The sequence below is a fragment of the Neobacillus sp. BF23-41 genome (assembly GCF_041106275.1).
The window spans coordinates 98,068-119,928 of the sequence record NZ_JBGBPR010000005.1; the positions used below are offsets into that span (position 1 = coordinate 98,068).

Consider the following 21,861-nt stretch of genomic DNA (forward strand, 5'->3'; position numbering starts at 1 on the left):
ATTGTTACCGTGGACTCCTTTTTCCTATGGTGGCGGGCACAATTAACCCTAATTGTTACCGTGGACTCCTTTTTCCTATGGTGGCGGGCACAATTAACCCTAATTGTTACCGACGACTCCTTTTTTCTATCGTGACGAGCATAATTAACCTCTAATTGTTACCGTGGACTCCTTTTTCCTATGGTGGCGGGCACAATTAACCCTAATTGTTACCGTGGACTCCTTTTTCCTTTGGTGACGGGCACAATTAACCCCTAATTGTTACCGACGACTCCTTTTTTCTATGGTGACGGGCACAATTATCCTTTATGAAGGACATAGGTCTACGCTGAAGCTATAGATTTGTCCTTCATAAGTGCCGCTTAAAGATGCTTTTAATTTCCCATTAATAATTCCTCCTTATTTTCCTACCAATTGAATGAAATGCCTTTATATATAGGTTGACCTAACTTCTGGTAGGATGTATAATTCAAACATAAGTTTAGCCTTTAAACAAAAGTTTATAAGGCCATTTTTCTTAACCAAGCAAACATCATAAGGGGGTACATATTTTGAAAAAACAAAAAGTTGGAATGGCACTATCACTTGTTCTTGCTGCAGGTACACTGTTAGGAGCTTGTGGAAAAAGTAATGACAACAAAGGCGGTGGGAATGATCAAACTTTCACTGCTGCAATGGTGACTGATATCGGGGGTGTTGATGACAAATCATTTAACCAATCATCTTGGGAAGGTCTCAAAAGTTTTGGAGAAGAAAACGGTTTAAAAAAAGGTAAAAGCGGTTACGATTACCTTCAATCCAAATCGGATGCCGATTATACAACAAACTTAAATAAACTTGCTCGTGAAGGATTTGACTTAGTTTATGCGATCGGCTTCTTGATGCCAGCAGCAGTTGAGGAAATTGCAACCCAGCAAAAAGATTCCAAATTTGCAATCGTTGATGCTGAAGTAAAGCAGCCAAACGTTGCAAGTATTTTGTTCAAAGAGCAAGAAGCTGGATTCCTTGCTGGAATTGCAGCGGCTAAAACAACAAAATCTAACCATATCGGATTTATTGGCGGCATGGAAATTCCAGTGGTTGAACGTTTCGAAATTGGTTTTTTAGCCGGGGTTAAAGCTGCTAAACCTGAGGTAAAAGTGGACGTGCAATATGCAGGTGCGTTTGACAAGGCAGAACTTGGTCAAACAATCGCTTCTAAAATGTATTCATCTGGTGCGGACGTGATTTTCCACTCCGCAGGGGGAACTGGTGTCGGTTTATTCAAAGAAGCAAATGACCGAAAAGCAAAAGAACCTGGCAAAGATATTTGGGCTATCGGTGTAGACCGCGATCAAGCTGATATGGGTAAAGATGTGGTTCTTACATCTGCTTTAAAACGTGTTGATGTAGCTGTTAAAGAACTGGCAACAAAAACAAAAGAAGGTAATTTCCCGGGAGGCGAAGTTGCGCTATTTGGTTTAGCAGAAGATGGTGTTGGCTTAGCCCCTATCAATGCAAAAGCTACAAACAAAGCAGAAATTGAAGCTGCCATAAAAGAATGGGTTGAAAAGATTAAATCAGGTGATGTAAAAGTTCCTGAATCACGTAAAGAATTAAAAACTTTTAGTCCAAAGTAATCGTACTGATTAGGAAGATTAAATGGGGTGAGTTTGTGCCTGAAAGAATGAATGATAAAGAACAATTGATTATCGATTTAATACGTAAGAACCCCTATGTTTCTCAGCAAGAACTTGCTGAAATATTAGGCTTATCTAGGCCTTCCATTGCAAATATTATTTCTGGCTTAATTAAAAAAGGTAATATTCTAGGCAGAGCTTATATTCTTAGTGAATCACAACATGTTATTTGTATAGGCGGGGCTAATATTGACCGTAAATTCCATATCAAAGACAAAGCCCAGTTAGGTACTTCCAATCCGATTTACGCCACTCAGAATGCCGGCGGGGTTGCCCGGAATATCGCTGAAAATCTAGGGCGACTTGGAATGGACGTATCACTTATTTCTACATGCGGCACCGATAAGGACTGGTCGGTCATTGAAGATTCATCGTCTCTTTACATGAACTTAGAAACCGTGACCCAATTTCCTGAAAAATCAACAGGTTCCTACACGGCTGTTTTAGACTCTAGCGGAGAATTAGTTATTGCGTTAGCGGATATGGAAGTGTATGAGGCCATCACACCTGATTTACTGCTTAAACATGACATACAATTAAGTCACGCCAAATGTATTATGGTCGATTTAAACTGTCCGAAAGAAACGATTCAATTCTTGTGTCATTTCGCAAATAGCCATGATTTACCGATTGTGTTAATACCCGTTTCATCACCAAAGATGAATCGATTACCAGATAATTTAGAAGGTGTTGCGTGGCTCATTACGAACCGAGATGAATCTGAAACTTACTTCCAAACTGAAATCAAGAATGAGGAAGATTGGAAGAACGCACTAGAAAAATGGCTGGCACTAGGGATAGCCAATGTGGTTATTACGAATGGAAAACAAGGCTCGATGATAGGTAATAAAAAAGAAGGAATTTTTCATGTACCTTCTATTGAAATTACTGAAGTCGTCGATGTAACGGGTGCAGGAGACGCTTTTTCCTCCGCTGTTATTTACTCTTGGTTAGAAGGTAAATCGTTGGTCGAAATTGCTAAAGCTGGGAGCATGAATGCTTCTAAAACATTGCAATCATCTTATACAGTTAGACAGGATTTATCAGCAGAACAACTACAAAAAGACATGGAGGAATTATCATGAAACAATACATTACATTATCTGAAGAAGTACGTATCGCCAAGGAACAAGGAAAACCAATCGTTGCCTTAGAGTCTACAATTATCTCTCATGGAATGCCATACCCACAAAATGTGAAAACCGCACGTGAAGTGGAACAAATTATCCGTGATAATGGTGCTGTTCCGGCAACAATTGCAATCGTTGATGGAAAAATTAAAATTGGATTATCCGACGAAGAGCTAGAAATGTTCGGTAAGAGTACAGATGTAGCAAAAGCATCTAGACGTGATTTAGCTTATTTACTCGCTACAAAAAAATTGGGGGCAACAACAGTAGCCGCAACGATGATTTGTGCCGAGGCTGCAGGAATTAATATCTTCGTAACTGGTGGTATTGGCGGTGCTCACCGTGGTGCAGAGACTACCATGGATATCTCTGCAGACCTAGAAGAGCTCGGACAAACCAATGTGGCTGTCATTTGTGCAGGCGCCAAATCGATTCTAGATTTAGGGTTAACAATGGAATATCTTGAAACAAAAGGCGTACCTGTTATTGGTTATCAAACCGATGTACTCCCTGCCTTCTATACGCGCAATAGCGAATTCTCAGTGAACTTCCGTGCAGACGATGCGGAAACAATCGCCTCGACGTTAAAAGTTAAATGGGATTTAAACCTAAAAGGCGGAGCTGTGATTGCCAACCCAATACCTGAAGAATTCGCTATGGATGAAAAAACCATTACTAACGTAATTGAAGCAGCTTTAAAAGAAGCAGAAGAAAAACACATATCCGGTAAAAATGTAACCCCATTCTTACTAGGTAAGGTGAAAGAATTAACTGAAGGTAAGAGCCTGGATGCAAACATTGCTTTAGTTAAAAACAATGCAGTTGTGGGAGCTCAAATAGCTGTAAGTTTTAATGGTATGAAATAAGGATTGAAAAACACTTTTTCCGGCAGCACCCTCATGCTTGCAGACACCATCTAGCTTCTAGATGAGTCTGCAAGCTTTTTTCTTGATATAGGATTCTTTTGGAAGTTTAGCTGCTATTGTACACAAGAAAATATTAAAAAGAGCGGAATCCTCATCCTTCGTTTATACTCACTTTCATTCCTAAATTCTTCTGGCCTTGGAGTGCCTTCTCTTAAATCATCAATCTTAAATCCAGTTTGTTTTAAAAGTTGATAGTATTCTTCAGTTGTTCGATGATATTTAACAACATTTTTATCTATCCACGGCTCAACCCTTTTACCATCAGTAAAATAATCATCGACGATCCAATCTGTTTTTAAGGATGATGCCTCTGCACTTTTTATGGATGAAAGTAATAATGGATGCTGGACACTGAATATGAATCTTCCGTTTTCTGTAAGAGAATAATGAACTCCTTTAAATAGATCCTTTAAGTCTGCTAAATAATGGAGAGCTAATCGTGACAAAATTAGATCATATTGATCTGGTTGAAAATCCCATGTTTCCATTGATGAAAAATGTACTTTTCCCAACGAACCATTTAGATTCTTAGTAGCTTCTTTTACCATATTTTTTGAGCCTTCTACTCCGTCGTACGAAATACATCTTTTTTGCAGGAGTTCAATACCAAATTTAGCGTCACCACAACCTAAATCTAACACCTTTTTTCCTTCTATATCACCAATTAGTTCAAGCAAGATAGGCTTTTCAATCATATTATTGGGACTTCCCTCACGATTTCTTCGTGTGATGTAATTTTCAAAAAATTGATCATTGTCGTAAGCCGATGCACCACTAAACTCCATTAAATCTCCCCCTTATTAAATTAAACCTTGAAAATTATATAGTTAACAAGGAAAGTGCGATGCTTTTTTAATGCATCGCACTTGCTATTAAACAATCTTAATTAATTCCAACTGAATGACTTCTTCTTTCTAACAATATCGTATCACGCCATACGCCATCCATTTTTCCAATACGATCTCGCCTTCCAACTTTCCGAAACCCAAACTTAAGATGTAATTTGAGACTGGATATATTTTCAGGAAAAATCCCAGATTGTAATGTCCAGTACCCGTACTGTTCACTAATTTCAATTAAAGATTTTAATAGCTTACTACCAATACCCTTTCCCTTACTATTTTGTCCAACATAAATACTAACCTCAGCCACACCGGCATAAACACATCGGCTTGAAACTGGGCTTAACGCCGCCCAACCTAGAACTTTACCATCTAAACGTGCGACAAGACGACACTCTAAGATATGCCCCATATCCCAATCTTCCCATGTAGGAGGCTCTTTTTGAAATGTTGCATTTCCAGTCGCAATTCCTTCTTGGTAGATTTCACGAACCTGATCCCAATCCTCATTTTGCATATTATCAATAATAATAGTATTTTCCATTGTTCCACCTGAATTAAATTATTTATTTTGATTTAACTTCTTCAATAATAGATTCCCCTTCACTTTGGTCGGAATCTGTCCATTTCCACTTCTCATGTAATCTAATTCTTCCATCTGGCAGAGTTTCTGGCGTAGAGAAACATTGTCCGCCTCTTATTTCGTTCTTTGTATTTACATGGTTATATCTAAACTGTAAACTTCCATTTTCCTCAACTATTCCAATAAGTGATCCTTTTACAATGTCTCCTCCATAATATGTAGCTGAAAGTATGTTTCCCTCTTGTTGGTACTCAAAAAATGATTCTAATGAAACCTCACCGTTAGCTGTATTTTTGACTGAAACAAATTTTCGTCCATTGTAATTTATCAACATTCTACCTCCCTAGTAAGGAAAAATGGTTAATGTCTGAGTTAATAAAAAGAAATCTTTCTGTTATTGATATCTCATATGCTGTAGTTGGAACAGGAGGAAATGTTTATATTGATATTAAGAATGAACAAAAATAATAACACCTATCAAAGTCGAATATTTTCAAAATGTTCAACAGTGGGAAATGGGTCATAAAAACGATGTAACTGTTTTTTCCATTCTTGATACTCATTTGATTGCCTAAACCCAACTGTATGGTCTTCTAATGTTTCCCACTTTACCAATAATAAATATTTCCCTTTAACTTCTATACAGCGTTGTAATTCGTGAGATATGTAACCTTTCATCGATGCAATGATTTCTGATGCCCGACGAAATGCTTCCTCATATTCCTCTTCCATTCCTGGTCTAACCTTAAGCATAACTGCTTCCAATATCATCAAATTCCCCCTTAAATAAATTTGCCTTTGCCGTTTTGTAAAAATTCGACATAAATCTATTTTTTTCCTTTATTACAGTCGAATAATTCTTAAGAAAGTCGCTTATATGTATTTTTCATCACATCTTCTTTTAACAATCGGATGTACAATCGTAGTGAATCTATTAAAAGAAAAGGAGCATTGTCTATTTATTTATCGGAATCTATACATAAAAGTTTAGGAGGTTGTTCTTTTGTTCAATTTACTAATATTCGTTTTAATTGCTATTACTCTAATCTTATTGAGTCTTTTTATTGATGGGCTGATGAGGCTTCATAAGCAAGAAAAGGAAGATAAAAAAAATATTGTCAGAGATGGCATGGAAGGTTATTTAGATCAAACATTTGGAATTGGACCGGTAAAAATATTTAAAACAATGTTTGATGCCGATGGCAATGTAAGATATTTGGTTTATTTGCCGCAGTACGAATGGTTCAAAACCCCAAATTACAAATGGTATGAAGTGTATGCCACCAAAAATGGCTTTCAACATATTGAAATCGAAAGATGATTTCGTTCATATTGACAAAGAACGCCCCATTTCTATGGGGTGTTCTTTGATTTATCAGGTATCTAGCATTGCATGGGACAACTATTTTACACAGTAATATTTGGTAAAACTATTTTATCATTCTGTGGATTGGGCTTTAGATGTGTTTTGTACTTGTGTTACGGCCGTTAAAGCAGACGAAATTTCGTTTGATGCCTGTTTCATCGCTTCCTGGGCGAGAGTAGGATCGGAATTTGCTTTTTCAATTGCTTTTGTTAACAATTCTTGGGTTAGTGTTACATTTGCTTTTGCTTGGTTTAGTTGATTTACATCAATTTGTGGCATGAGAATCTCTCCTTTTGGTTTAAATTACTTCTATATCATCACCATGCATTTTATTTTTATTTAAGGTAAAAATTACCTCAAAAAAAAAATGCCTCGGAGTTTCCTCCAAGACATTTTTTACAATTTTTATTCATTCTTACTTAACATTTTCGATAATGGTTGCTACACCTTGTCCTCCACCGATACATAACGTAGCTAAACCATAGCGGTTTTCTCTTTTCTTCATTTCATGAATTAAACTTACCAAAATTCTTGCTCCACTAGCACCGATTGGGTGACCAAGTGCAATCGCACCACCATTTACATTTAACTTTTCTTTATTAAATTGAAGCTCGCGATCTACTGCAATAGATTGTGCAGCAAATGCTTCGTTTGCTTCAATTAATTCAATGTCTTCTAAAGATAAAGACGCTGTTTTTAGAGCTTTTTTAACAGCAGGGACAGGACCAATTCCCATAATACTCGGATCCACACCTGCAGAAGCATTCGCTTTAATGGTTACTAGAGGGGTTACGCCTAATTCCTCTGCCTTTTTACGGCTCATAACAACAAATGCTGCCGCGCCATCGTTAATTCCTGAAGCGTTAGCAGCAGTAACGGATCCATCCTTTTTAAATGCAGGACGAAGTTTACCTAATCCTTCTGCTGTCGTTCCAAAGCGTGGGAACTCATCTTGGCTGAATAATGTCACTTGTCCTTTGCGCCCAGGTACCTCAACAGGGACAATTTCATCAGCAAATCGATTGGATTCAATCGCTGCTTGAGCCTTTTGCTGACTCCATGCTGCAAATTCATCTTGTTCAGCACGTGTGATTTCATATTTCTCAGCAAGATTTTCAGCTGTAATTCCCATATGATAGTCATTTTCAGCACACCATAATCCGTCTTTAATCATACTGTCTAAAATTTTCTGATCGCCCATTTTAAATCCATTACGACCGCCTTTTAACAGATATGGAGCTTGACTCATATTCTCCATTCCGCCTGCAATAACTACTTCTGACTCACCCGCAAGAATCGCTTGTGTTGCTAAGTGAACAGCCTTTAATCCTGATCCACAGACCTTATTAATTGTCATTGCTGGTACCTCTTGAGGAATTCCTGCAGCGAGGGAAGCTTGTCTTGCTGGATTTTGGCCCGCTCCTGCTTGTAAAACATTCCCCATGATCACTTCATCTACATCATTTGGATTAATTCCAGCTTTTTGAATGGCAGCTTTAATTACAGTAGTCCCTAACTGTGTAGCAGAAACATTTTCTAAACTTCCTAAAAAAGTACCAATTGCTGTTCTTACCGCACTTACGATTACAACTTCATTTACAGTCATTCTGATTTCCCCCAAAAAGTGATTTATGTATTTGAATAATAATTCCTCACAAATTTTACTACATTTCTCGGTATTTTTCATGACAAACTATTCGACAAATTCAGAGTTTTTTTATTTATCGCTATTAAAAAATTAAGACCTTATCCTGACATATTCAACGTTTATCCCCTTTAAAAAAGGCTTAGAGAATCCACTATTAGCAAAGCAAAAGGTGTAATTACATCGATTGAAAATATTAAAAAAAAACAGGCAAAAAAATTCTGTTTAACTTTAGTATAAATTGACATGTTTTGTAGAAAAATTTTTGAGTTTATACTAACTTGGCATTTGAACAATTGAATGGACGATAAGAATATGACCGAACCTCCATATATTGTAATATAGTAATTTAGTAATAGCGGTTACCATAATAAACCAAAAAGAGAGAAAATCATTATTTTCTCCCTCAATTTGCAGCTATATTGTTTAAATAACTAATCCGCCATCCACACTTAAGATGGTTCCGTTAATATAATTCGCCTTATCCGAAGCTAAGAATACATACGCTGCGGCAATATCTTCTGGTTTGCCAAGCTTCCTAAGTGGAGTCTTTTCCTTCATAAATTGAAGTACCTTATCTGGCACCGCTGCAGTCATACCTGTTTCAATGAAACCTGGAGCAACTGCATTGACTCGGATCCCCTTAGGGCCAAATTCTTTTGCCCAGCTTTTCGTCAGCCCGATGACGCCCGCCTTTGTCGCAGCATAATTCGTTTGACCAATATTCCCATATAAACCAACGACGGAAGATGCGTTAAGAATAACGCCCGACCCCTGCTTTAACATAGTAGGAGCTACAGCCTTCGTACATTTAAAAACACCTGATAGATTGACAGAAATGACTCTTTCCCAATCCGATTCCTCCATCTTTGTTAAAAAACCATCAAGTGTAATTCCGGCATTGTTAATTAAGATATCGATTCGGCCATGATTACCTATTGTGGATTGAACCATTTCTTCTATCTGGGTGCTGTCCGTTACATCGACTTTATAAAATTCTACTTTTTCATGATTCAATTCTTCTAAAGCAGATTTACCAGCCGACTCATCATAATCACAGATTACGACATTTGCACCCTCTTGGAGAAATTGTTTAGCTGTTTCTTTTCCGATCCCCTGTGCACCACCTGTAATTAACACAACCTTTTCACTAAACTCCAAAATATATCACCTCGTTTTTTTCTTTTCAGAATAGACCTCTGCACTTTCATCATCATCCCTAGGCAAATGAGAAAAGAAATCCAAAACAAAAAAGTGGCAATGATACTAGGCTTTGGACAAAATTAAATCCATTTTTACCCATATTATGATGGATTATCGCTAATTATCACTCTTGTTAAATTACTTTACAATTCGCAAGAAAGTGAGAAATTTGTCAAAAAATGAAGAAATGTATTTTGATAATTTTTAATCTTTCTCCTTTTAAAATTTCGATGAAGTTAGTATGATGGATAGGTCAACAAAACAAATGTAGGAGGAAAAAAAATGAGCACAGACTTTAATTTTTATGATATGTGGAAAGATCTTTATTCACACTCCAGTAAGTTTTTCGATGAGAAAGTTAGCAATGATTTCCCTTCTCAAGGGATGGGTCAGGTATTGGAGATGAATCTTCAATTAAAAAAAATGATTGATGAATCAACGTTAAAATATTTAGAATTTATGAATGTACCATCTCGAAATGACATTGCCAACCTTTCTTCGCTGATTGTTAATGTCGATGCAAAAGTAGATGAATTAGAAGAAAGATTGGAAGAGAATTTGGATAACCAAGACCAAGAGTCATTTAAGGTAGAATTGTCGAATTTAAAAAAAGATATGAAGAATTTAGATAATAAAATGAATCAAATCATTAATTTGTTAAAAACACCAGAAAAAGCGAAATAGAAACGCATTACATAATGCATGTAAAACCAAGTAATTTAGTAAACTATCTGGATTATTTTTACAACTACAATAGATGGGGTGGACAACAATGACAGAATTAAAAGATAAAGTAGCAATCGTAACAGGCGGCAGCAGAGGAATCGGTGCATCAATTGCATTGGAACTGGCTAAAAACGGCGCGAAAGTTGTTATTAACTATAATATTCGTAAAGAACTAGCAGATAAAGTAGTCGCAGAAATAAATGAATTTGGCGGAGAAGCATACGCAGTTCAAGCAGATGTTTCAGAAAGTAATGAAGCAGCATACCTTGTACAAGAAACAATCAACCATTATGGCAAATTAGATATCCTGATTAATAATGCAGGAATTACTAGAGATAGCACGTTCAAAAAATTGAAAGAAGAAGATTGGAAAAAAGTAATTGATGTTAATTTAAACAGTGTTTTCAACAATACATCTGCAGCATTACCTTATCTTCTTGAATCAGATGCAGGCCGCATCATCAACATTTCGTCCATTATTGGGCAAGCAGGCGGGTTTGGACAAACAAACTATGCTGCAGCAAAAGCAGGACTAATTGGATACACTAAATCTCTAGCTCTTGAACTTGCTAGAAGTAAAGTAACAGTTAATGCGATTTGCCCAGGATTTATTGGAACCGAGATGGTCCAAGCCATTCCTGAAAAAGTTCTTGCAGGAATCGTTGAAAAAGTACCACAAAAACGCCTAGGCAAACCAGAAGAAATCGCTCGTGGTGTTGTTTTCCTATGTAAAGATGGTGACTATATTACTGGTCAGCAATTAAATATTAACGGTGGACTTTACATGTAAGTGTCATGAATGTACAAACCTCTTTATATATTTAAAGAGTAAATATATCATTTAAGGAGTGAACAGTCATTAACGCTCAAATGCTAAAAGAATGGAATGAGATGCTAGAGGCTACACCTCAAAAGTATCAAGAGATGTCCCAACGTGTAATGAGGGCATCTCAAGTGTTAACGACCGATCCCGAACCGGAAGTAGCACCTACACCGAAAGAAGTTGTTTGGACTAGAAATAAAGCGAAGCTCTATCGGTATATATCCGATCACCCAAAAAAACATAAAACTCCACTTCTATTAGTTTATGCTCTAATTAATAAACCATATATATTGGATCTAACCAAGGGTGGCAGTTTAATAGAATTTTTGGTTGAACGTGGGTTTGATGTTTACCTTCTTGACTGGGGTACACCAGGTTACGAAGATAGACATATGAAACTGGATGATTATATTATGGACTATATACCACGTGCCGTTCGTAAAGTAATGAGAAGGTCTAATGTTGAGGAAGTATCGATCCTTGGCTATTGCATGGGTGGAACGATCACGTCTGCATTTGCGGCATTACACCCTGAATTGCCAATCCGCAACCTCATCTTTATGACTAGTCCTTTTGATTTTCAAAATAGCGGCGCATATGGTGCGATGTTAGATGAGCGATTTTTTAATATTGATAAAGTGGTAGAAACCCTTGGTGTAATTCCACCAGAAATGATTGACTTTGGAAACAAAATGATCAATCCAATGGGAACCAACTTTGGACCATTTATTAGTCTTGTTGAGCGTGCTGACAATGAAAATTTCATAAAGAGCTTTAAATTACTGCGAAAATGGTTAAACGACGGAATTTTATTCCCTGGTGAAGCCTACCGTCAGTGGATTAGAGACTTTTATCAAAAAAACAAACTGATAAAAGGTGAAATGGTTATTCGTGGTCAAAAGGTCAAACTTGAAAATATCAAGGCAAATGTGCTCAACTTAGCTGGGAAGAACGACCTCATTGCCCCACCGCATCAGGTTGAAGCATTGATGAACAAGATATCTAGTGAAGATAAACAATTTAAAGTTTTACCTGTTGGGCATACCTCCATTACTTATGGCAGTCAAGCAACAAAAATAACTTATCCAACCATATCCGACTGGTTAGAAGAACGATCCAACTAATTATAGAGAAAGTCTAATCAATGAGGAATTTCTTTTACATTAGAAGAGTGTCCCGAAACATGTGGGGCACTCATTTTTTATTATATCTAGTAGCAAACACTTCTTCGAGGAAAACAAGTTATTAGTAGTGGTAAAATTAATTATATGCAATTTTCAGAGAATTGACAAGAGATAAATAAATAAAATATTCTATTAATTCAGTGAATACTTGTATATGGCTTAATAAAGTGATTTGACCTTCCTATTAAAATATTGCCGAGATTTAAACTAAAGAATAAATCAATTAAAACTGGAAGATTCCTCCCTTTCCCCTCCACTCTATGCTTAGTACCAACTAATGGAAATAGTCATTAGTCCCCTTCGTCTCCTGCCAATATGATTTTCAGCATAGCAAGCAAAGATTCGGTCAGTGGTTTATTAGAAAAATCCCGGGGACTTTTTTGTCTTCTGTATCCACTCTCCCACAAGCTTAAGACGACTCCTTTGAATCCATCTGAATTGATTTTTTAACATCCTCGAGCATTAGTAGCTTCCACTAGTTACCGCTGAATTAATTTTCACCATTCAAGAGGCATCATACAATTCTCTCGCTGTACAGACAAATAAAAAAACGCCACAGTTTCCAGTACTGTGGCAGAATAACCATTAACAACAATAATCATACGGATGCAGTGGAGGATTCGCAGGAATTGACCACTTTGGCTGCAAGGATGGATCCTTCCAATGCCAGGCCCCTAATGCTGCTGCACAGGCATCAATTAAATGACTTTCCTCATCAATAAAAACAGGAAGCTTAGTTAACTTTTGCTCACCAAGCCAGTTCCGAATCCAACTTCTCGCTGATAGACTTTGTTTGTAACTCAAAACATACACCAATTCTTCTTGCGAGAGTCTTGAGCCAATCACTGCACCTGGATGCACTTCCACGATTGAAATCGGATAACTAGAAGATAGATACCCTATTTCTCTACTAAGTTTTATTCCTCGTAGTGTAAGATAAACCATTCGATTTAAAGTTGGCGGCATGATTGATCCAGGCTTCATCCCAAGAGAGACAATAAACTGTCTCAATTGTTTATCCCCTTGTCTATCTCCTCCGCCATCCTGATAAGATAAAGGGGCATCCATTCCAATAACGACTTCACCTATTTGACTTTGAGTCTCTATTTCTTTTAAAATGTCCAGATCCCCAATATTGCTCATTAACTTAATAAAATTTAATTGATCATTTTGTAATTCAAATACCGTCAAAACAGTATCTTTATGATTACTTGGACCAGATAAATCAATACCTATCACTCTCATCAGCAATCTTCTCTCTCATTTGGTTTACTAGTGTGGAATCACCAAGGTTAATCATCTCCAAACCCAGAAAATCCGATCGATGCAGAGGCAAGAGCTTGGTCCCATTCTTGTTTTTGCTGTTTCTGCTGCAGTGATTTTAAGTCCGCACAAAGTCTCTTCACATCAACCTGCTGTTCGTAATGCCATTCAAGGGCAATCGATGTATACAATTCATTGAGCTGTGCATATGAGAAATCCTTTGTTGAATCAACGACTTGCTGAATCTCTTCCACTGAAAGAATTCGAGCAATATTCTTGTTTAATAGATACTGATAGCGAAGCTCTTTCGTCGGTACATGGATCTCATATGCCCGGTCAAACCGGCCAGAGCGGTTCATAAGGGCAGGATCTATTTTTTCCGGATAATTCGTTGTCCCGATGATGAAGATTCCTTCCTTCGAGGTGGCACCGTCTAATATGTTCAGGAAGACGGACCGGACACTTGCTGGCATGGAATCAATATCTTCAATGACTAACACTAATGGTGTCAATTTTAATACAGAAGTAAAGACCTCTTTAATCGTATAGCTTGATGAAAATTCAGTGATCTGCCAATACGCTACCGGAGCATTAATGCTGCTGGCGATAGATTTCACAAGAGTGGTCTTTCCATTCCCAGGTTTTCCGTAGAGAAGTATCCCGCGTTTGTAGGGAATATCATAGGTTTTGAAAAACTGACCGCTTTCCGAAAAGAATTCGTCAATCGATCGATAAATTTCTCTCTTTAAAGAATCCTCTAAAAATACATCTTCTCTTCTTACCAAAGTAGTAATACTATCAATCTCTGTTTCTACCCCATCTTCTGTATCTGTAAAAACAGTCACGTAGTTTTTAATATAATCTCTTTTTCTTTTTAGTACATATTTAAGAAAGGCGACTAAGCAAGCATCATTTTTGGCAAAAATGAAATCCCGAGTCATTTCTCCGTCACTTTGAAAAATGACCAATCTTGCGAGCGCAACCTCATAATTTGGATAGTAAAAAAGACCGTTGGTGATCCGTGGTTTAACAATCAGCTCCATCGCTTTATCGGTATGGTTAGATGAGATCGTTTTGGTCTCCCCTTCTTTATAAACATGACAAATCAATTGTACTTCGGGAGATTCCTCCTTCAAGTCTTCCTCTAGGATATCCCATATCTCATTCGAGGTATCTTCATCCGAGTACATGTGAAAATCGATTCCCACTTCGTCCATAAGTTTCTCCTGAAGTGTAGAAACAATTTTTCCATAGTCATAATAATACGGCAATGTCTTACGATCGATTTTATTAGTGTCAAACAGAACATTAGTTTTCATCTAGTTCTCCTTAGCAATAGTAATTTCCTAATTACTATCATAATAGCATTTTTATCTTTCATTAGGTTAATCTAGTTTATACCATTTCCTATATACAGATAATATATTGAGATCGGATTGTTCTCCTATCCTCACTCATTAACCCTCCCCATCATTATGGTATTATAGTAGTTTCCGTCAGAAAGCAATTTGTCTTTTTTTAAAATACCTTCCACTTCAAAACCCAGATTTTCATAAAGCTTTATTGCATTAGCATTCGTTTCGAGAACATTCAAAGTTATTTTCTTTATACCATTGAAGTCTGACCATTGAACAGTTTCCTTTAAAAGGTTTTTTCCAATACCATATCCCCAATATTCTTTTACTACACAGACTCCAAATTCTACCTTATGAGAAAATCTTTTCAATTTGTTCCCTTCACATCTTGAAAAACCTACAATTCTATCATTAACTTCAACCACTAGAAATAGGTTGCTATTACTTTCTGTATCTTCTTTAATGATCTGTATGAAACTTGATTCATCTATGTACGCTTCGCCTTTTTCTCTATCTAAATTTTCTGTTTCTCCATCTATTTGCAATCTTAATTCAGACAAGTTCTTCGCATCATTCTCCATTGCAGACCTGATAACATAACGTAAATTTTGAACATGAAATTCTTTCTGCTCAACTCTCATTACGGTGCCCCCCTTTTTAATCAGACCATCTTTTTAATCTAAATAGGTTATAGCACATACGTTCAGTAAAATAAATACAATAATGGTTGATTTTCGTTATGCCGAAGCCACAGCTGTTCTCGACAGAAAGAGTAATGACCAAACAGGAAAATAGTACATATGCATCCTTTTATTTGTATATAATGCAATAAGTCATTTTTTGGAAAAGCAAGGGAGGATGCCACATTAAATGAATTCTCAACTAACTGATCATCAAATGATGTCAATCATTAGGAATGGTCTTAAAACATCACAATCTCCTAAACATATTATTATTATCGGAGCAGGCATGGCTGGACTCGTCGCGGCATCTTTATTAAAGGAAGCTGGACATAATGTCACCATTCTGGAAGCGAATAATAGAATTGGAGGACGTGTTTACACATTGCGTGCTCCCTTTAGTGAGAACTTATATTTCAATGCCGGAGCTATGCGTATTCCTGATACACATCATTTATCCTTTGAATATATTAATAAATTTAAGTTGCCTACCAATCTATTTATTAACCGGACTCCAAGCGACATCCTCTACGTAAACGGCACCAAAACACGCCTAAATGTTTATGAAGGTAATCCAAGCATATTAAAATTCCCAGTTGCTCCCAATGAAAGAGGAAAATCGTCTCAAGAACTTTTGCTTTCTGTCCTACAACCAATTATCAATTTTATTAACCAAGATCCTGTAAAGAATTGGCCGCTAATAGAAAAACAATATAGCAGTCTAGCCTTTGGTACTTTCTTAAACTCTTATTTTTCAATCGGAGCGATTGATATGATTGGTGTGCTTCTTGATTTGGAAGCATTTATGGGGATGACCTTTATTGAAGTATTACGAGAGATCATCATCCTAATATCATCTAAGGCTTTCTATGAAATAACAGGTGGCATGGACCGATTGCCTCTTGCCTTTTTACCGCAATTAAAAGAGAATATTGTATTCAACCAAAAGATGATGAAAATATCTCAATATCAAAATAGTGTAACCATTCATTGTAAACATCAACTAACCGCCGAGAATTTCATGATACCTGGTGATCTTGCTATAGTGACAATACCTTTTTCGACCTTACGATTTGTAAAATTCGATCCATACGATTCTATTTCCTATTATAAAAGGGTCGCGATTCGCGAACTTAATTATATGGGATCAACAAAAATAGGAATCGAGTTTAAAAGTAGGTTTTGGGAAAAAGAAGGTCAACAGGGTGGTAAATCGATAACGGACCTGCCCATTCGCTTCACGTTTTACCCGAGTTATGGCATTGGTACCCCTGGTCCCGCAGTAATTATAGCTAGCTATTTATGGGCAGATGAGGCATTAACATTAGAGAGCCTGCCGGAAAAAGAGCAGCTCCACTATGCTTTAATGAACTTAGCAGAAATTTATGGACCTCAAGTTTATTCAGAGTTCGTTACAGGAACTTCTTTTAGCTGGAGTAAGAATCCTTTTTCTTGCGGAGCATTTACTTCTTTTGAACCTGGACAGGATTCGGAGCTTTATCCTTATATTTCAACAGCTGAGGGAAGAGTGCACTTTGCTGGTGAACATACTTCACTTACCCACGGTTGGATACAAGGTGCAATTGAATCAGGAATACGAGTCGCAAACGAAGTGAATGACTTACCAAAATAATCTTAGTAAAAAAAGGCTGCAATGACAGCCTCTTATTTTTGGAAAAATTATATTAATAATCTAGGTATTTTAAGATTGACTTACTTCAACTTTTATTTTTTGTTTTTTTATCACTATTACAAATAGACTTGCTAATAAACAAAACATTCCTGCAAGAACAAATGCCCATGTATAAGAGGTGAAGATATTATATATGATCCCGGCTCCACCTGCGGCCACAGCTGAACCTAATTGGTGGGATGCAAAGATCCAGCCATATACAACTACACTTTTTTCAATTCCAAAGATTTGCCGTGAAATGTTAACAGTTGGCGGTACAGTCGCAATCCAATCTAATCCATAAAACACAGAAAAAATAATAAGTAGAGAAATAGAACCCTCATTTAGTGCAAAAGGAAGAAATACAAGTGAGGCCCCTCTTAGACTATAATACCAAAACAGTAACCAACGGTTATCGAACCGGTCTGATAACCAACCAGAAAGAGTGGTTCCAATTAAATCGAAAATCCCCATAAAAGAAAGCATAGAGGCCGCTGTAACAGCAGTAAATCCAAAACCTATACAATAAGAGATGAAATGAGTACCTATTAATCCACTAGTCGAAAGTCCGCATATAAAAAAGCTGCCTGATAATAACCAAAATTCCTTCACTTTTACCGCTTCAAATAAAGTGCGAAAGGCTATTATTATGGGGTTATTCTTTTGGACTACTTGCTTCACAGGTGATTCTTCTTCAAGTCCATATGGAAGGAGTCCTACATCTTTTGGTGAATTTTTCATAAATAATAGGATGATTAACAACATAATAAAGCTAAGGATAAGAATAAAACCAATCGCCCATTTCCACGAATACGTTTCTATAATAATAGCTAACAACGGAAGTAGGATTAATTGTCCAGTCGCAGTACTTGCGGTCAAAATGCCAACTGCAAGTCCTCTTCTTTTTTCAAACCAATGATTCGCAACATATGGGCTTAATATCGTTAAGAATAACCCAGATCCTAAGCCGATAATCAATCCCCAAATTAAAAGTAATTGCCATGGTTTCACCATAAAAAGGGTGAGCAAAACACCGACCATTAGCGTTGTCATAGCCAAAATCATCATTTTCTTTAATCCAATTTCCTCCAGCAGCGCAGCCATAAAAGGACCAGAAATCCCGTATAATAGAAGGTTAATCGCAAAGGCAATGGAGATTAATGAACGATCCCATCCGAACGCATTTTCAAATGGGACAATTAACACTCCTGATGAGGAGCGAACAATTCCTGCTACAATAATAGAAAAGAATGTTATCAATAAAATAAACCAACTATAATGAATACGTCTCAATTCCTTACCCTCCAGTTGTTGTGAATATTCAGAATAAATTAATAGATCCCACTTGTCAACACTGGAATGGTGTGTGGAAAAGCGGCAAAAAATACCGCTTTTAATTGATCCATTTTCCTTCATTCATTTCGCTATATTTCAATTTTTTCATTGTCAATATCCGATATGTAAATCAGCGATCGAATAGAGTGCTGCTTTTCCTGCCATCTTCACTCGTGTACCTTCATGTTTACAATATAGCGTACCGCCTCTACTGGATAACTGCTTTGCGACCATCTCTCGTTTTTCTAATCTTTCGGACCAGAATGGAATCAAGCTGCAGTGCAAAGAACCAGTCACGGGATCCTCGTTGATTTTTAACTTTGGAAAAAATCCTCTAGAAACAAAATCATATTCGCTTCCTTTTGCGGTAATACAGACGCCAAGACCTTCTGGTAATTTTTCTAATTTTGAAAAGTCAGGATTGGCATTTTTCACAGCTTCTTCTGATTCTAATACAAATACTAAGTCTCTATTTAAATAGGTTTCTACGGGCCTAACTCCCAAAGCATCGATCATCTGTTCCGTGATAGGCAATTCTTCTGATGGAACAGCTGGGAAATCCATTTCATACAATTCCCCTAATTTGTTTACTGTCAGCACCCCACTCATCGTATCGAATTGGACGGTCTCTACTTGCTTTTCTATATAGTTCATAATGACATACGCGGTAGCTAACGTAGCGTGACCGCAAAGGTTGATTTCCCCGCCTGGAGTAAACCAGCGAAGCCGATATTTTTTCTCTTCCTTTAGCGCAAATGCCGTTTCCGATAAATTATTTTCAATCGCTATTTTCTGCATGATCTCGTCTGGAATCCAATCTGTCATAATACATACTCCGGCTGGATTTCCTTCAAAAACTTTTTCTGCAAAGGCATCGATAACAAAATATTTCATTTATAATTCCCTCCTAGTGTTATAATGTAAATTAATTATTTATGGGTATTTTATATTGAGCACTATATAACACTCAATACAAATGTATAACACTAAGGGGATATTCATGATGCAAATCGAAATTCAACGAAATGCTGATGTTTCACTATCAAAGCAAATATATCAATCGATTGTGGATCGCATCCGTTCAGGACTATTGCAAGAAGGGTTACAATTACCTTCTGTGCGCATCTTATCGAAACAACTTGGAGTTAGTTTGGTTACAGCTGTGAAGGCCTACCAGCAATTGGAGCAAGATGGGTTTATCACTTCTGTCCAAGGAAAAGGAACGTTTGTAAAAGTGAAAAGAATCGCGGTAGAGGAAAGAAAAGAAGAGATTTTTTCGTTTGATTGGCAGCTATCTGTTCAAGATTATTTACCTAGATCACAATTTGGCCGATTTCATCTTGTCCCTGAAAAGATTAACCTTTCCTCTTCTATGGTTGATCCCGGACTTCTTCCTAATCGATATTTAGAACGTGAAATTCACCAAATGCTTTCGGAAAACCCCAGAATATTGTCTCAATACGGAGAGATTCAAGGAGACACACATCTTAGAAAGGAAATGGTTGAGTATTTGAAAAGTTCAGGAGTTCCTTCTACACCTGAGAACATTTTAGTTACAAGTGGTTCACAACAAGGGATTGATCTTGTTGCCCGTACATTTGTGGGGCCGGGAGATGTAGTAGTAATGGAAGCTCCTACCTATCCAGGAGCGATTGATGTTTTTCGAGGGAGAGGAGCTACGATACTCACTGTACCTGTTGATAAGGACGGAATGCGCGTAGATATCCTCCAAAATTTATGTGACAAACATAAACCGAAAATTATTTATACGATTCCCACTTTTCATAACCCAACTGGTGCCGTTATGACTTCTAAACGCCGCAGACAAATTCTTGATATAGCACAAAGTATCCAGAGCCTTATTATTGAGGACGACCCATGTAATGAGATTTACTTTGGTAAAAAGCCGCCGGCTCCTATTAAAAGTATAGATCATAATGGTCATGTGATTTACTTGAGAGGCTTAAGCAAAACACTTGCGCCGGGTTGTAGAATTGGAATATTATCTGCTTCTGGCTCCGTATTCAATCGTTTATTGGCCGCCAAGGCAAATACTGACCTGGGAAGTCCTTTACTTACCCAAAAATCCATTTTACCGTTTATCAACTCTAAAAGAATGATGGATCACTATAAAAAATTGAGAATAGCTTTAAGGATTCGACGTGATTTGGTTCTTGAATTACTTTCACAACATATGCCTGATGGCGTATCATGGGTAATTCCAGAGGGGGGATTAAATCTATGGATCAGTTTACCTTCTTGGTTAGATAGTAATCATGTTCTAATAGAGGCAAAAAAACAGCAACTAACCTTCTTGCCCGGATCAGCGTGTTATCCGGTTGAGCAAGAAAATCATCACTTGCGTGTAAGTTACTCCTATATGAACGAGCAATTATTACACCAAGGGGTTACAACATTATGTAATATTCTTCATTCCCAAATTACATCAAAAACAGTCCATGACTGCTCACCATATTTTTGATACAAATCAGGTGTAAAAGGCTTTGGAAGTAAATAATTTAAGGACAGCCTGCTTACACTTCAATCCTGAAGTAAAATCGGGCTGTCCTTAAATTTCTTTTTTCAACTGACTTTGGAGGATGAATTACTTTTTACTTCTTAGAATTTCATTCAAAGTTGTTTTCATTGAATAAATCACGGTTTTTTTGTACCGAACTGCTATAAGTAGCACTCTTATCTGTTCGGATCGGGAGAGATGTTGAAAACGGGGTTCTTGTTTCAAAAAGGAGCGTACGATTGACCAGCTAGTCGGCATTAACGGAAAGTCATCTAGGGGTTGTTTGTTTCGGAAACGCTGAAGCCATGATATCATTCCGTTTGAACTTCTACTTTTATCGACTATACATGGCGCATAAATATTTTTAGTGTGTTTTTTAAGGGATTCAAATCGATCTTGCCCGCTAACAATGATGTAATTGTCATCCTTCCGATTTTTTTTGACAACCAAAACAAACATGCAGTCCCACATTAATCTCTGGAGTTTTTTGATGTGCTCTGTAATTTTCACCGATAAATCAGGTTTGATTTTGTTCAGTGGTATATACTGTATTGTGAATTTCATTCTCAGCCCCTCCTGTTTTTCATTTACCTCTCCTCAAATGCTTAGGTTTACTTACAGCAGGTGCGTCAAACTGATGAATGGAAATTACCTTTAGACTTTTCTAGGGTTAGTGTTAATTATCGTTATGAAAAACACATGATTAAACTGAAATCCCTATAGTTCATATGTATGAAATGGGCGCATGTCACATACGAAGTAAGCAAAAAACATTTAACAATTTGTTTTACCTACCTTTATATGTCTTATTCAAGTTTCCAGATAGACCACCCACAATAAGAAAAAGCCTCCTAGAATGGAAGCATGAAATACTTGGAGAGGTTAGCAGACTGAAATAGAAAGACCAACATTTATCTGTAGTCAACCTATC

At 37.1% G+C, this 21,861-nt stretch carries 22 protein-coding genes; 9 read left to right on the top strand and 13 right to left on the bottom strand.

The features are described 5' to 3' along the window. Positions 1–551: 551 nt before the first annotated feature. From AB7942_RS10395 to AB7942_RS10405, 3 genes are read left to right on the top strand one after another with little or no spacing between them, the layout of a single operon-like run. Entirely contained in the window at positions 552–1,619 is a 1,068-nt protein-coding gene (locus AB7942_RS10395) for a BMP family lipoprotein (protein WP_369446789.1), read from the top strand. 47 nt (positions 1,620–1,666) lie between these two features. Next, positions 1,667–2,764 carry a carbohydrate kinase gene (locus AB7942_RS10400; RefSeq protein WP_369446948.1) on the top strand — a complete coding sequence of 366 codons (1,098 nt, stop codon included), beginning with the start codon at positions 1,667–1,669 and terminating at the stop codon, positions 2,762–2,764. Beyond that, positions 2,761–3,675, top strand: a complete 915-nt coding sequence (locus AB7942_RS10405; RefSeq protein WP_088087804.1) for a pseudouridine-5'-phosphate glycosidase — start codon at positions 2,761–2,763, stop codon at positions 3,673–3,675. The genes AB7942_RS10400 and AB7942_RS10405 overlap by 4 nt, the downstream gene beginning before the upstream one ends. 113 nt (positions 3,676–3,788) lie before the next feature. Here AB7942_RS10405 and AB7942_RS10410 read toward each other — a convergent pair whose 3' ends face one another. The 4 genes from AB7942_RS10410 to AB7942_RS10425 form a co-directional block, all read right to left on the bottom strand. After that, positions 3,789–4,520 carry a class I SAM-dependent DNA methyltransferase gene (locus tag AB7942_RS10410; protein ID WP_369446790.1) on the bottom strand — a complete coding sequence of 244 codons (732 nt, stop codon included), beginning with the start codon at positions 4,518–4,520 and terminating at the stop codon, positions 3,789–3,791. Positions 4,521–4,617: 97 nt separating this feature from the next. Further along, entirely contained in the window at positions 4,618–5,121 is a 504-nt protein-coding gene (locus tag AB7942_RS10415) for a GNAT family N-acetyltransferase (RefSeq protein ID WP_369446791.1), read from the bottom strand. A 22-nt stretch (positions 5,122–5,143) separates the two neighbouring features. After that, a complete protein-coding gene (locus tag AB7942_RS10420; protein WP_180247576.1) occupies positions 5,144–5,491 on the bottom strand; it encodes an avidin-fold protein in 348 nt (115 codons plus the stop codon). A gap of 146 nt (positions 5,492–5,637) precedes the next feature. After that, positions 5,638–5,931, bottom strand: a complete 294-nt coding sequence (locus tag AB7942_RS10425; protein WP_369446792.1) for an antibiotic biosynthesis monooxygenase family protein — start codon at positions 5,929–5,931, stop codon at positions 5,638–5,640. 232 nt (positions 5,932–6,163) lie between these two features. Between AB7942_RS10425 and AB7942_RS10430 the strand changes: the two genes are divergently transcribed. Next, entirely contained in the window at positions 6,164–6,481 is a 318-nt protein-coding gene (locus tag AB7942_RS10430) for a hypothetical protein (protein ID WP_088087808.1), read from the top strand. A 117-nt stretch (positions 6,482–6,598) separates the two neighbouring features. Here AB7942_RS10430 and AB7942_RS10435 read toward each other — a convergent pair whose 3' ends face one another. The 3 genes from AB7942_RS10435 to fabG all read right to left on the bottom strand — a co-directional run bounded on the left by AB7942_RS10435 (position 6,599) and on the right by fabG (position 9,332). After that, positions 6,599–6,805 carry a hypothetical protein gene (locus AB7942_RS10435; protein WP_088087809.1) on the bottom strand — a complete coding sequence of 69 codons (207 nt, stop codon included), beginning with the start codon at positions 6,803–6,805 and terminating at the stop codon, positions 6,599–6,601. Positions 6,806–6,941: 136 nt separating this feature from the next. Next, on the bottom strand, positions 6,942–8,132 hold the full coding sequence (locus tag AB7942_RS10440) for an acetyl-CoA C-acetyltransferase (protein ID WP_098934240.1): 1,191 nt from the start codon (positions 8,130–8,132) through the stop codon (positions 6,942–6,944). A 465-nt stretch (positions 8,133–8,597) separates the two neighbouring features. Then, positions 8,598–9,332, bottom strand: coding sequence for a 3-oxoacyl-[acyl-carrier-protein] reductase (fabG, locus tag AB7942_RS10445; protein ID WP_369446793.1), 735 nt, complete (start codon positions 9,330–9,332; stop codon positions 8,598–8,600). Between the two features lie 324 nt (positions 9,333–9,656). Between fabG and AB7942_RS10450 the strand changes: the two genes are divergently transcribed. From AB7942_RS10450 to phaC, 3 genes are all read left to right on the top strand, one after another. After that, on the top strand, positions 9,657–10,058 hold the full coding sequence (locus AB7942_RS10450) for a polyhydroxyalkanoic acid synthase subunit PhaR (protein WP_369446794.1): 402 nt from the start codon (positions 9,657–9,659) through the stop codon (positions 10,056–10,058). Positions 10,059–10,146: 88 nt separating this feature from the next. After that, positions 10,147–10,890, top strand: a complete 744-nt coding sequence (locus AB7942_RS10455; protein ID WP_088087813.1) for a 3-oxoacyl-ACP reductase — start codon at positions 10,147–10,149, stop codon at positions 10,888–10,890. 80 nt (positions 10,891–10,970) lie between these two features. Next, a complete protein-coding gene (gene phaC, locus AB7942_RS10460; protein WP_369446795.1) occupies positions 10,971–12,047 on the top strand; it encodes a class III poly(R)-hydroxyalkanoic acid synthase subunit PhaC in 1,077 nt (358 codons plus the stop codon). 645 nt (positions 12,048–12,692) lie between these two features. On the opposite strand, the gene AB7942_RS10465 is transcribed toward phaC, so the two are convergent. From AB7942_RS10465 to AB7942_RS10475, 3 genes are all read right to left on the bottom strand, one after another. Next, positions 12,693–13,352, bottom strand: a complete 660-nt coding sequence (locus tag AB7942_RS10465; RefSeq protein WP_369446796.1) for a DUF429 domain-containing protein — start codon at positions 13,350–13,352, stop codon at positions 12,693–12,695. Positions 13,353–13,399: 47 nt separating this feature from the next. Further along, positions 13,400–14,689: an AAA family ATPase gene (locus AB7942_RS10470; protein WP_369446797.1), complete on the bottom strand. Its 1,290-nt coding sequence runs from the start codon at positions 14,687–14,689 to the stop codon at positions 13,400–13,402. Between the two features lie 131 nt (positions 14,690–14,820). Further along, positions 14,821–15,366, bottom strand: coding sequence for a GNAT family N-acetyltransferase (locus AB7942_RS10475; protein ID WP_369446798.1), 546 nt, complete (start codon positions 15,364–15,366; stop codon positions 14,821–14,823). A 229-nt stretch (positions 15,367–15,595) separates the two neighbouring features. Between AB7942_RS10475 and AB7942_RS10480 the strand changes: the two genes are divergently transcribed. Continuing rightward, the gene (locus AB7942_RS10480; RefSeq protein WP_369446799.1) at positions 15,596–17,038 is read left to right on the top strand and encodes a flavin monoamine oxidase family protein; all 1,443 of its coding nucleotides are present in this window, start codon (positions 15,596–15,598) and stop codon (positions 17,036–17,038) included. Positions 17,039–17,107: 69 nt separating this feature from the next. Here AB7942_RS10480 and AB7942_RS10485 read toward each other — a convergent pair whose 3' ends face one another. Together AB7942_RS10485 and AB7942_RS10490 are read right to left on the bottom strand one after the other, a co-directional pair. Continuing rightward, the gene (locus tag AB7942_RS10485; protein WP_369446800.1) at positions 17,108–18,370 is read right to left on the bottom strand and encodes an MFS transporter; all 1,263 of its coding nucleotides are present in this window, start codon (positions 18,368–18,370) and stop codon (positions 17,108–17,110) included. 153 nt (positions 18,371–18,523) lie between these two features. Continuing rightward, the gene (locus tag AB7942_RS10490) at positions 18,524–19,306 is read right to left on the bottom strand and encodes a PhzF family phenazine biosynthesis protein (RefSeq protein ID WP_369446801.1); all 783 of its coding nucleotides are present in this window, start codon (positions 19,304–19,306) and stop codon (positions 18,524–18,526) included. 109 nt (positions 19,307–19,415) lie between these two features. Between AB7942_RS10490 and pdxR the strand changes: the two genes are divergently transcribed. Beyond that, a complete protein-coding gene (pdxR, locus tag AB7942_RS10495) occupies positions 19,416–20,894 on the top strand; it encodes a MocR-like pyridoxine biosynthesis transcription factor PdxR (RefSeq protein WP_369446949.1) in 1,479 nt (492 codons plus the stop codon). Between the two features lie 123 nt (positions 20,895–21,017). On the opposite strand, the gene AB7942_RS10500 is transcribed toward pdxR, so the two are convergent. Next, positions 21,018–21,494: a hypothetical protein gene (locus tag AB7942_RS10500; RefSeq protein ID WP_369446802.1), complete on the bottom strand. Its 477-nt coding sequence runs from the start codon at positions 21,492–21,494 to the stop codon at positions 21,018–21,020. Between the last annotated feature and the right edge of the window lie 367 nt (positions 21,495–21,861).

Coding starts and splice junctions, on each gene's coding strand:
- AB7942_RS10490 (WP_369446801.1), bottom strand. CDS start 19,306: ATGAAATATTTTGTTATCGATGCCTTTGCAGAAAAAGTTTTTGAAGGA.
- pdxR (WP_369446949.1), top strand. CDS start 19,416: ATGCAAATCGAAATTCAACGAAATGCTGATGTTTCACTATCAAAGCAA.
- AB7942_RS10500 (WP_369446802.1), bottom strand. CDS start 21,494: ATGAAATTCACAATACAGTATATACCACTGAACAAAATCAAACCTGAT.
- AB7942_RS10400 (WP_369446948.1), top strand. CDS start 1,667: ATGAATGATAAAGAACAATTGATTATCGATTTAATACGTAAGAACCCC.
- AB7942_RS10425 (WP_369446792.1), bottom strand. CDS start 5,931: ATGATATTGGAAGCAGTTATGCTTAAGGTTAGACCAGGAATGGAAGAG.
- AB7942_RS10410 (WP_369446790.1), bottom strand. CDS start 4,520: ATGGAGTTTAGTGGTGCATCGGCTTACGACAATGATCAATTTTTTGAA.
- AB7942_RS10470 (WP_369446797.1), bottom strand. CDS start 14,689: ATGAAAACTAATGTTCTGTTTGACACTAATAAAATCGATCGTAAGACA.
- AB7942_RS10440 (WP_098934240.1), bottom strand. CDS start 8,132: ATGACTGTAAATGAAGTTGTAATCGTAAGTGCGGTAAGAACAGCAATT.
- AB7942_RS10455 (WP_088087813.1), top strand. CDS start 10,147: ATGACAGAATTAAAAGATAAAGTAGCAATCGTAACAGGCGGCAGCAGA.
- AB7942_RS10475 (WP_369446798.1), bottom strand. CDS start 15,366: ATGAGAGTTGAGCAGAAAGAATTTCATGTTCAAAATTTACGTTATGTT.
- AB7942_RS10405 (WP_088087804.1), top strand. CDS start 2,761: ATGAAACAATACATTACATTATCTGAAGAAGTACGTATCGCCAAGGAA.
- AB7942_RS10480 (WP_369446799.1), top strand. CDS start 15,596: ATGAATTCTCAACTAACTGATCATCAAATGATGTCAATCATTAGGAAT.
- AB7942_RS10435 (WP_088087809.1), bottom strand. CDS start 6,805: ATGCCACAAATTGATGTAAATCAACTAAACCAAGCAAAAGCAAATGTA.
- AB7942_RS10415 (WP_369446791.1), bottom strand. CDS start 5,121: ATGGAAAATACTATTATTATTGATAATATGCAAAATGAGGATTGGGAT.
- AB7942_RS10450 (WP_369446794.1), top strand. CDS start 9,657: ATGAGCACAGACTTTAATTTTTATGATATGTGGAAAGATCTTTATTCA.
- AB7942_RS10465 (WP_369446796.1), bottom strand. CDS start 13,352: ATGAGAGTGATAGGTATTGATTTATCTGGTCCAAGTAATCATAAAGAT.
- phaC (WP_369446795.1), top strand. CDS start 10,971: ATGCTAAAAGAATGGAATGAGATGCTAGAGGCTACACCTCAAAAGTAT.